Here is a 9,852-nt window from a genome sequence, read left to right on the forward strand (position 1 = left end):
CTGGCACATCTCTTGATGAAATTATTCGTGCTTATTGTGCAGTCTAGTGTCTCATACTTATTTGAAATGACTATAATAGAAATATTGGTATTTGTTCAGCAGCACAAAGTCATTCACCGGGATATTAAACCTGCTAATTTAATGAGGCGCAATTCTGACGGCAAAATATTCTTAATTGACTTTGGGGCTGTAAAACAAATTAGCACTCAAATAGCTAACACCACAGGGCAAACTCCGCCGACTATTTGCATCGGCACAGGTGGCTATATGCCAGCGGAACAAAATAACGGACAGCCTAACTTTAGCAGCGATATTTATGCTGTGGGAGTGACTGCCATTGAATGGCTGACTGGCATACTTCCTCACGAGTTGCCAAAAGATGCTAACGGTGAAATTATTTGGCGCGATCGCGTCCCTGTTAGCGCCGGTTTTGCTAATATTTTAAACAAAATGGTGCGCTATCATTTTCGCGATCGCTACCAGTCAGCCGCAGAGGTGTTGCAAGCTCTCAACAATTTGAGGAGAGTTCGACCATCTTCTACTCTAGTATCATCTCCTAACTTATTGACATTAATGAGTAACTGGACGCGAGATCATAAAATTAATTTGCTTGGGCTTTGTTTGGCTGTCATATTTGGTGTAGCAGGATTATTGACACCAGAAATTAGAATAATTCTGGGATTGGAGGCTGGCGATAATCTGGCAAGTTATGACAATACAGCCCAAGGTATTAAAATCAAATATCCCGATAATTGGACTAAACAAGAAGAGTCTAACGCCGTTACCAAAGATGTGGTTCAATTTATTTCACCTAAAGAAAACGATGCTGATAACTTTCAGGAACGGCTGATTGTGACAGTAGAACCTACGACGAATAATAAAACCCTTGATGAATATACGAAGTTATCTAAACAAGAAATCCTGAATTTAGATAAAAATGCTAAGATAGCTCAAGAGGGTGAATCTACTCTGGCTGGTAAAAACGGGTATAGAGTTGTTTATACAACAAAAGAAGGGAATGAAGAGTTTAAAAAATTGAATGTTTGGACTATGAAAAATGACAAGGCTTATTTGATAACCTATGAGGCGGAAGCGGGGAAATACGATAAGTTTTTGCCCGTTGTTGAGAAAATGATTAAGTCGCTGGAAGTTCAAAACAGCAAATAAATTTATTGAGGCAGTTGTCAGATTATGGTGACAGTATCAATCAAAGATGAATATGTTGAAGTGTTAAGTGCTTTGGGTGATTTGCAGGTGGCTATGGATTTGGCAATCCAACGCTATACCATCGAGCAGATTACCGCAAAAGTTACTGAACTTAGACAAAAAAATGCTCAGTATCAGGCTAAATATGGGATGGATTATCTCACTTTTAACCAGCGAGTTTCTGAAGATGAAGTTTTTATCGAAAATCTGGAGTTAAAGATTAATAATTTGTGGGAGAGTGATTTGGCCGATTGGGAATTTTGCTATAAGGGGATAGGAGATTGGACGCGCAAGTTACAGAAGATTTTACTTGAAACTAATAACTTATTAAATGCCTAATTTATACATTATTGGCGGTGCTAACGGTTCTGGAAAAACCACCGCCGCTAGGGAAATTTTACCCTACTTCCTAGAAGTTTTTGAATATGTCAACGCCGATGAAATAGCGGCGGGTCTTTCTCCTTTTAACCCTGAATCTGTAGCTATTCAAGCGGGACGATTAATGTTAGAAAGGCTATCAACTTTAGTCAAGGCTGAAGCTGATTTTGCTTTTGAAACTACTCTAGCTGCTCGAAATTTTGCCCGATTTTTGCGAGAGTGTAAAACTAAAGGTTATCAAATCAACTTAATTTATTTTTGGTTGCAAAGTCCTGAATTAGCCATTGCGCGGGTACGCCGACGGGTAGAAAGTGGGGGCCACAATATCCCAGAAGATACTATCCGCCGTCGCTACGAACGGGGACGGAAAAACTTAATAGATTTGTATTTACCTTTATGCGATACTTGGATGGTGTATGATAATACTAAAAGTAAACCTCAATTAGTGGCAGCATCCGGTAACAATCAAGAGGAAAATATTTATGAGCCTCCAATCTGGAACCAAATCACCCTTGGATCGTAAACCGCAAATTACCCTAACAGAACTCCATCAAAAAATTGATGCCGGAGTTAAAATTGGTATTGCTAAAGCCATAGAAAAACACCGCAAATTAGGGGAATCAATTAGCATTTGGCAAGATGGCAAAGTAATTACTTTAACTGCCGATCAAATTCCTCCCCTGAAATTAGATAATGATAGTTAATCCTTATTTCGCAATGAATTTGAATTGGGAGGATGACAAATTATCAGTATAATAGCATTGGCTGGGGCTGGAAACCGGGTTTTTTACTAAAATACTTTCGTTGCAGCCCATATATTCGGTAAAAACCCGGTTTCTTTCTCCCCGCGCCGGACAAGACAATGCCGTTTCTCTACTAGCGGATTGTCAAAGTGTACCTACCTCTTTCGCCTTTTTTATAAGCATTGACAATCACGCGATAGCGGCCGCTGGCGGGTAAGGTGACGGTGAGAGAAGAATTGGAATTTGATTTGCTGATGTCGTCATTTTCTGCTAACAGTTTTCCATCAGGGCCAAAGATGGCGACGTAGGTATCAAAATCACGGCTTTCTACAGTAATTGTAACTGATTGATCGGCGCGGCCTTCAAAGTTATGTTGCTCGAACAGACTTCCATCAGAGGGGAGGACAGAGGATTTACCAGGTATTAATGAGCTATTAGCACTGAGTAGGGTGGTAGATGTTGGTCGAGTCGGTGTATTATCTTCGTCAGAGTGGGTATTTCCTAGGTTGTGGTAGGCATACGCATGGTTAGGATTAATTCGTAAAGCTTGATTGAAATCGGCGATTGCACCCTGGTTGTCTCCTAACCCACGGCGGGCAAGACCCCGGTTGTTGTAGGCATCGGCATAATTAGGATTAATTCGTAAAGCTTCGTTCAAATCAGCGATCTCACCCTGCTTGTCTCCTAAGTATGAGCGGACATTCGCTCGACTTAGATAGTCTTCGGCATTACTTGGATTGACCCGCAGGGCTTTGTTACGATCTTCAATAGCTCCCTGCTCGTCTCCTAATTTAGAGCGAAGTATTGCCCTGCCCATGTAGGCTGTAGCATAGTTGGGATTAATTCGTATAAATTGGCTTATATCTTCGATCGCACCTTTATAATCTTTTTGTTGATAGCGAGCAGCAGCTCGATTATTATAAGCATCAGCATAGTTAGGATTAAGCACAATTGCTTGATTAAAAGCTTGTATAGCACCCTGATAATCTCCTTTTTGAGATTTCTCCCTACCCTGAATATAGAAATCATCAGCTTTCGGTCCAGCCGCCACAGGCGCACTCGGAACCTTCACCCCTAAATCCACTTGAGATGAAGCTAACAATCTCAAACTCGTATTAATCGGAATCCCCAGATTAAAACCAGTCTTAGCAATTTGAATATTCTGATTAATACTACTAGATTCCGCCGCCCTCGTATCCGCCCTCCCGTGAATTCCCACCACCTCGCCATTCTCATTCAACACCGGCCCACCGCTCATTCCCGGCAGCGTATTGTTACTATAAACCAACGCATAACCATCTTCTAAAGGTCGAGAAGCATTAGCAGTAATTCGCCCATCGGTGAATTGGTAAATCGAACGATTAAGAGCCGCTGAAGTCTTCGGAAATCCTGCCACATAAGCCGCTTTCCCTTCTGTCGCCAAATCCGAGTTGCCAATCTTAGCAACGCTGTAAGTTTGACTGCTGGTAAACTCGACAAAGGCTAAGTCAATATTTGGCAGTTTTTTGACACTGCTGTAATTGAGCAAATACCGCTTATCGTCAGGGGTGACAATCTCATATTTAGCTTGAGTATCTTTGAAAACGTGACTGGCTGTGAGCACCGTGTAAGTGTTGCCATTGCGTTTGATAATTATTCCCGAACCGGGATTTTTACTGTCAATCAGGACTGTGATTGATTTAGCGATTTTGCCGACTTCATCAGCAGATATTGCGAAAACTGCGGTTGGTTGTGCGATGACAATTGTTGCAACAGTACCAATCAATGCGATGGGAATTTTATTAAAGAAGTTCATTGATTTTGGTTTAAGAATAGAGAGAGAAAGCGCACAACACGGATTTGGACACGGATACACGGATGATTTGATTTGAAATTTTAGGTTGGAGATTTGAGATATTTAGTCATGGAGGCAGAAACCGGGTTTTTTACGAAAATACTGCAAGAGAGCCTTTAACACGGGTAAAAAACCCGGTTTCTTTAGTATTTATGCGTCAGTCCTCGTATTGGACAACCAAAAGCCCGATCGCAAATCCGTCTATCCGTGTCCCTCCGTGTCGGGCTGCTGATTTCTCTCGCCTATGGAGAAATAGGAGAAACATTTTCCTCAACGGGTGTCTCCTCCAGATATCTCTCCACATCAACAGAACCAGGCCCAGTTTCAGATAGTATATATCCAGCCCCTAAGCCGCGACGATCCATTAATCTCTGCAACGTAGCGTCAGCATCGCTCCCCCGCTTGAGAGTGAATAGCAAAGTCCTATTCGTACAAGCATCGTCTTTGTTAACAGCAGCGCACACCACGGGTTCTCCGTTCAGAGTCCCAGTGTTAATATATTTGAGAGTACCGTTGTCGTAGTTGCGCTGAAATCTTATGCCTACCTCTTGGCAGCGTCTTTGGGCCGTCCACGGTGGCGGAAAATAGTTGTTAGAAGTCCAGCGGACGAGTGGCACATTCCCCCGCGAGTTGCGAGCGAAGGTGACAGGCTGTCTGTTGAGAGTAGCGCAGAAAAAGCTATTATTTCTCGCTTGGCTGGGTTGACAAAACAGCGCTGCTGTGCTAGCCGAAATAACTAACCCTGTCAGGAGTCCCGTCAAGATTTTGAAGTTCATAAATAGAAATTTTTGATATATTATCTCACAGCTCAGCTAAAGTTGCAACTTATAACTTACCCGGATTCTCAAGCCGATCGCCTATCATTCTGTCATAATTTATTTAAAGCGAGAAAGATTATATGTGGGTAGAGGTAACAGCGCTAAATCAAGTTCCCGAATGGGGTGTGTTGAAGGTAAAAGTTGACGAAACTTCAGTGATATTAAACCGTCAAGGCATGAATGTCACTTGTTACCGTAATGCTTGCACTCATTTAGAATACCCGATCGACATGGGTAAGGTAAATAACGGTATCATTACCTGTCCTTTTCATAAGTATCAGTACAAGTTAGATACGGGTAAATGTTTGAATGCACTAGCCGATGCCCTTGAATCTTATCCGGTAAAGATTGAGGGCGATCGGGTTTTTGTGGAGATAGATTAGTTATTCGTTATTAGCTAAGTCCGACAGGGGTTTAAACCCCTGTCTCATAGCTCAAGTCGTCTCAAGGCGACTGTAGATTAGTATTTGATATCAAGTCCGGCTTAAATACCCCCTCACTCTCTTAGTCTGCGGAGGCAGACTTTGTTTGACAAGGAGCAGTTTCAACCGCCGAACCATCTTTCAACCTACCATTTTCGCGCGCCGCTGACGGAGGAAAACCGCCAAAAGCCCGATCGCACCTACCGTCAACAGTAGCCATTCTTCCGGTTCAGGAACCCCCGAAACATTCAGAGGATTATTCGGCTTACTCAACTGTTCCTTACCCGATTCTACCTCTCTGTCAAATCGATCGCTCTTAGCTTCCGCTGCTTTTAGCTGCTCCCTTTGCGCGTCATTAACTAACACAATCATCGAAGAATAAGGCGTCACCACTTTGAAATTTTTAGCTACTGCGTGCATTGCATCCAGTTGCGTCAATTGATTGGAACTTTTCTGCTTGCTAAGTGCAGTTATCAACTGCCGCGCAGCTATCGGTTTAAAGCCTTCATTTCCGCTATCTTTTAACTCTGCGACTGTCGCCGATTTTGCAGTCTTTTTCGACTGCGGCGTTTTGGCATAACTCCAAGCATAGCCGTCAACAACGCTAACTGTAGATGGGCCCGAAGCTGCTGTTGTTGCTACTCGCTGCATCGCCTCTTTCATATCCGTAGCAACTCCGCCGCCACTATCTTGAATCACCTTCAAAGTTGCGTCGTCGTAGCCGGGGGGCAAACCTCCCAAATGCACTGTCCATAGGGGTGCAGAGATGGAAAGTTTAAGTTTGCGATCGTCCGATAATTCGTAACTGTGGCGATCGCTCACCAAAAATACAGTATCGTAACTTTTATCGCCCCGCAACTGTGCAAACTGTTGCAACATATCTTTGAGCTGGATTGTACCGTAAAATGTCGCCTTTGCTGCATCAAAATTGCGTACATTTTCTACTAACTTAGGTGGCATTCCCGCAGCGCTGGCGATATACAAATCAACAGCATTCTTGGCTGCTGCATTAGCTTTCAACCATTCAAAAGTCTCTTTTACTTGCTTATTTTCCGCCGCCATGCTGCGGGAAGTATCGAGAATAACTGCAAATTTTTTGCCTTGCGGTAACGAGTAATTTGCATCAGCCAACGGCTTAGCAGAAATGATATTTCCTCCCGGTAGAACCGCCTGCTGCGCTGTTAGCGGTTGCTGTGCGGCTGCGGGCAAAAAGGGTGGCAGCCAAGTTTCTCTTGCTTCTTTCCCGCTGTATTTTACCTCTTTTCCGGCGATCGTGCGGCGAGTATTTTGGTTCCAAAAAATGTTGCGTTTTTCAGCCAAAATAGGCATAGCCCAACCCTGCGGCTGGCGCATGACTTTGTAAGTAAGCCACAGGTGCATTTCCGTTGGCCCGTCAGTTTGGGTAAATTCTCGTTTTGCCGGGATTGGAAAAGCCCGCAAGCGGTATTGTTTGGGGCCAATTTGTTCTAGCAAAGCCGGATCGACTCTTTCTACTACCTGTTGATTGTAGACTTGCTGGGCTGCACCGCGAGGCGATACGGTAAATACAAAACGTTTGTTTAAATCGCCAGTATCGCCCAGCCAAACTCCTGTAACTGCGGCGCTTTCCGGCAGCGAAAAGTAGTAGAATACTTCTTGCAAGTTCGGCGTTTGATTTTTGTAAACTTCGTAGAGTTGAACGTCAGCCCAGTCGCCGTTTTCTTTGACTGTCACTTCTTGCGACTGCAACCATACTTTTTCCTGATTGACATTCAGCAAACCAGCTTTAGCTTCTTCCCGGTTTGATGTTGACTGCACCGCGTGTTTTACTGCTTCTGTGTCGCCTTTTTGCAGTTCCGTATCGAAGAATTCGCCGTAGAGTTTTTCGGCTTTTTCCACATCAGCACTAGAGCCTTGATACAAAAACGGCGACATTAAAAAATTATAGCTGTTCTGCAAAGTTTGAGCCGCTTCGTCAGGGAAAATCCAAATATTTTTGTATATCTCATAAATGTGGTTGTTTTCTCCTACAGTGCTCAGGTAGCGGTAAGGGGACAAATAAGCGTTAACTAAGCCCGATCGAATCATATCAGACTTGGCTAGTAAAGTTTGGCGAACCGTGTCATTTGCGGGGGGAGTCGCCAACATTTTCAGTGCTGCAACTTGTGGCTGCTGCTGCAAAGCCGAGAAAATAGCCAGCCAAGCTGCTATGACTCCCAAACTTCCGATTAGCGCTTTATTTTTCCCGTATTGTGCAGCAAAACTCTGCCATATTTTCCGCCCGGAATGAATGTAGAGAAAGCCGTACAGCGAAGGCATGACAACGAATAAGCTACAGGTTAAACCAAAGAATATCAAGGATAGCCCTATCCAAGTTAAACCCAAGCTTAAAACCGATATCCACGCCCCGTCTCTAAAGATATCCCACAATGCTGATACCCATGTAAACTTGAAAAATTCAATGACTACAGTGAAGAATCCATAAAGTGTATACAATGCCACAGGTACAGCGTAATAAATCAGCAAAGTTGCCGCCCAAATACCAACTACTACCATTAAACTGTGACATCCTAATTGCAGCCACGCACTTCGCTTTTCTCCGATTAAGCTGAAAATATGAGGCTGTTTATTATGGGAATTCTGGGAATCGAAAATAGTTTGCACATTTTCTCTTTTACCCAGATATCCGTACAGCATTTCCACTGAAAACGCTGCTATACACAAAGCAATAGTAGCGATGATTTGAGAACTAGCTGGAGTGAGTTCTCGTAGCAGGAATAAGCGAAGCAAACAAAGCAAAAATAGCGGTGCTTCTACGCCGTAAAACCAACGCATTAGCTGTAGGGGTTGCTTGCTAAAACGCCTAGCTCCTATTACTGTACATACAGTGGGTACTGCGATCGTAGCTGCCATCGTCAAAGAAAACTCTAGCGGGACGATGCCATCGATTGTCGCCCTAATTAATGGCCCTCCTATAATCGGCAAAATTCCCAAGTAAACAATCGATAAAAAAGTCAAATTCCACAGCCAAAAAATTGTTTTAACAAGTCCATCAAATACCTGTTTAATTTTCATTTATTTCTCCTTGGAAGCTTTTTTTGACGGTATCGTATACATTACTAGCAAACTCTTTTACTTCATGATTTTCTGCTTGTAACGAACTGTCAAACAAAATGGAAACTAGCACCCAATTGTGATTTTTTTGGGTAAGGTCGCTGCCGATACGGGACAAGAAGTTATCGGTAGTTAGCTGTGCAGATTGCAGCCAGTATGCTGCTGATAATTGGTCGTTTTTGAGAGACAGCCAGCGCGCTGTTACTGAAGGAGTTAGTTGTTTTTTTTCTATGCGATTGACGGGAATTCCGCTGGCTGCAAAACACAACTCGGGGGCGTGATAAGTTTGCCAGGATGTGCTCGCTACTGTGAGCATGGAACCGCGCAAGTTGCCGGCAACAAATCTGATTTTTTGTGTTTGCGTGTCTGGATAGTTGCCAAAGAATTTTTGTTCGCTAGGATTTAGGGGAATCGACTCTGATTTAATATATTCAGGCAATCTTAAAGGTGCGATCGCCATTTTTGACGTTTCTACATGAGACAGTTGAGCTATTACTGCCAAAACTGTGACTGCTGCAATTATTCCTGGTTTGGCTAAAGGGTGATTTTGCAGAATTTCTGAGTTTGGTTTTGCAGAAACACCGCTGGTTTTTTCTGGCTGAAATTTCGGTACTCGTTGCAGCATTAACCACGTCACAAAAGAAGCACATACTAAACCGACAATTCCCAGAGGGACGTGAATAATTTCTGCTATGTTTGGCTGGTTAAACACTTCTGAAACCAGGACTAACACGGCAACCCGCGCAGCGTTAGCACACACCAACATTAAGAGATTAGCAGCGCCGACTGCTAGCCATCTTAAGCTCAATTTACGCCCTTCCAGCCAGGTAGCAGCTAGCAAAAATAGCGTCCCGACTAAGAGGGTTTTAATGCCGCTACAAGGCACGTCAACGTGAGCGATGCCGTTTTCCAAAACGATAATATCGTAAGAAGAAATAGCCGCAACGTGCAGCATTGAGAGCAACTGTTCTACTACCTGAGCAGTAAGCACTCGCGCCGGCAAACCTAATCCGCTATTAAACTGACTGTTGAATGGTAAAATACAAGCCAGCAATCCTGCAATGGGCAAGTTTTTTTGCCAAAAGTTCGGCTCCACCAATAAGCCGCACAGCCCGTAAGTTCCGAGGATAAATAGCAGGACAGTAATTTGTTTGATATCAATTATGTACTGAAGGGCGATCGAGCAAATACCCGCACCCAACATTAATAGCAGCGGATCTCGCCTCAAAACGAAATTTGGCGAAAATCCGGGCGGGCGATCCTCTTCGTTGGCGTAGCCCCCGTAGATACTGTCTTGATCTGTCAAGGGGTAGCGAGCAAATAAGTTGGATCGAAAGGCTTTTGGGACTTTAAAATAC

At 43.6% G+C, this 9,852-nt stretch carries 9 protein-coding genes; 5 read left to right on the top strand and 4 right to left on the bottom strand.

The genetic code is table 11. The features are described from left to right. The 4 genes from QUA36_RS29860 to QUA36_RS29875 form a co-directional block, all read left to right on the top strand. On the top strand, positions 1-1,167 hold a 1,167-nt coding region (locus QUA36_RS29860), incomplete at its 5' end, for a protein kinase domain-containing protein (protein ID WP_333459999.1). A 24-nt stretch (positions 1,168-1,191) separates the two neighbouring features. Further along, entirely contained in the window at positions 1,192-1,545 is a 354-nt protein-coding gene (locus QUA36_RS29865; RefSeq protein ID WP_333460000.1) for a hypothetical protein, read from the top strand. Continuing rightward, a complete protein-coding gene (locus QUA36_RS29870) occupies positions 1,538-2,107 on the top strand; it encodes a zeta toxin family protein (RefSeq protein WP_333460001.1) in 570 nt (189 codons plus the stop codon). Before QUA36_RS29865 ends, QUA36_RS29870 begins: the two co-directional genes overlap by 8 nt. After that, positions 2,097-2,288, top strand: coding sequence for a hypothetical protein (locus QUA36_RS29875; protein WP_333460002.1), 192 nt, complete (start codon positions 2,097-2,099; stop codon positions 2,286-2,288). The genes QUA36_RS29870 and QUA36_RS29875 overlap by 11 nt, the downstream gene beginning before the upstream one ends. Positions 2,289-2,460: 172 nt before the next feature. Here the strand turns inward: QUA36_RS29875 and QUA36_RS29880 are convergent, their stop codons facing one another. Next, a complete protein-coding gene (locus QUA36_RS29880) occupies positions 2,461-4,122 on the bottom strand; it encodes a tetratricopeptide repeat protein (RefSeq protein WP_333460003.1) in 1,662 nt (553 codons plus the stop codon). Between the two features lie 281 nt (positions 4,123-4,403). Further along, positions 4,404-4,937: a COP23 domain-containing protein gene (locus QUA36_RS29885; protein WP_333460004.1), complete on the bottom strand. Its 534-nt coding sequence runs from the start codon at positions 4,935-4,937 to the stop codon at positions 4,404-4,406. Between the two features lie 122 nt (positions 4,938-5,059). Here QUA36_RS29885 and QUA36_RS29890 point away from each other — a divergent pair, with 122 nt between their 5' ends. Next, the gene (locus QUA36_RS29890) at positions 5,060-5,362 is read left to right on the top strand and encodes a Rieske (2Fe-2S) protein (protein WP_333460005.1); all 303 of its coding nucleotides are present in this window, start codon (positions 5,060-5,062) and stop codon (positions 5,360-5,362) included. A gap of 180 nt (positions 5,363-5,542) precedes the next feature. Here the strand turns inward: QUA36_RS29890 and QUA36_RS29895 are convergent, their stop codons facing one another. Together QUA36_RS29895 and xrtO are read right to left on the bottom strand one after the other, a co-directional pair. Beyond that, positions 5,543-8,455, bottom strand: coding sequence for a TIGR02921 family PEP-CTERM protein (locus tag QUA36_RS29895; RefSeq protein ID WP_333460006.1), 2,913 nt, complete (start codon positions 8,453-8,455; stop codon positions 5,543-5,545). Further along, a partial coding sequence (xrtO, locus tag QUA36_RS29900; protein WP_333460007.1) for an exosortase O occupies positions 8,445-9,852 on the bottom strand: 1,408 nt, incomplete at its 5' end. The genes xrtO and QUA36_RS29895, both read right to left, overlap by 11 nt.

It is taken from the genome of Microcoleus sp. Pol10D4 (genome assembly GCF_036701555.1).
Taxonomy (GTDB): Bacteria; Cyanobacteriota; Cyanobacteriia; order Cyanobacteriales; family Microcoleaceae; genus Microcoleus.

What these genes read in the sequence shown, in the direction of transcription:
- QUA36_RS29865 (WP_333460000.1), top strand. Translation starts at nt 1,192, where the DNA reads ATGGTGACAGTATCAATCAAAGATGAATATGTTGAAGTGTTAAGTGCT.
- QUA36_RS29870 (WP_333460001.1), top strand. Translation starts at nt 1,538, where the DNA reads ATGCCTAATTTATACATTATTGGCGGTGCTAACGGTTCTGGAAAAACC.
- QUA36_RS29880 (WP_333460003.1), bottom strand. Translation starts at nt 4,122, where the DNA reads ATGAACTTCTTTAATAAAATTCCCATCGCATTGATTGGTACTGTTGCA.
- QUA36_RS29885 (WP_333460004.1), bottom strand. Translation starts at nt 4,937, where the DNA reads ATGAACTTCAAAATCTTGACGGGACTCCTGACAGGGTTAGTTATTTCG.
- QUA36_RS29890 (WP_333460005.1), top strand. Translation starts at nt 5,060, where the DNA reads ATGTGGGTAGAGGTAACAGCGCTAAATCAAGTTCCCGAATGGGGTGTG.
- QUA36_RS29895 (WP_333460006.1), bottom strand. Translation starts at nt 8,455, where the DNA reads ATGAAAATTAAACAGGTATTTGATGGACTTGTTAAAACAATTTTTTGG.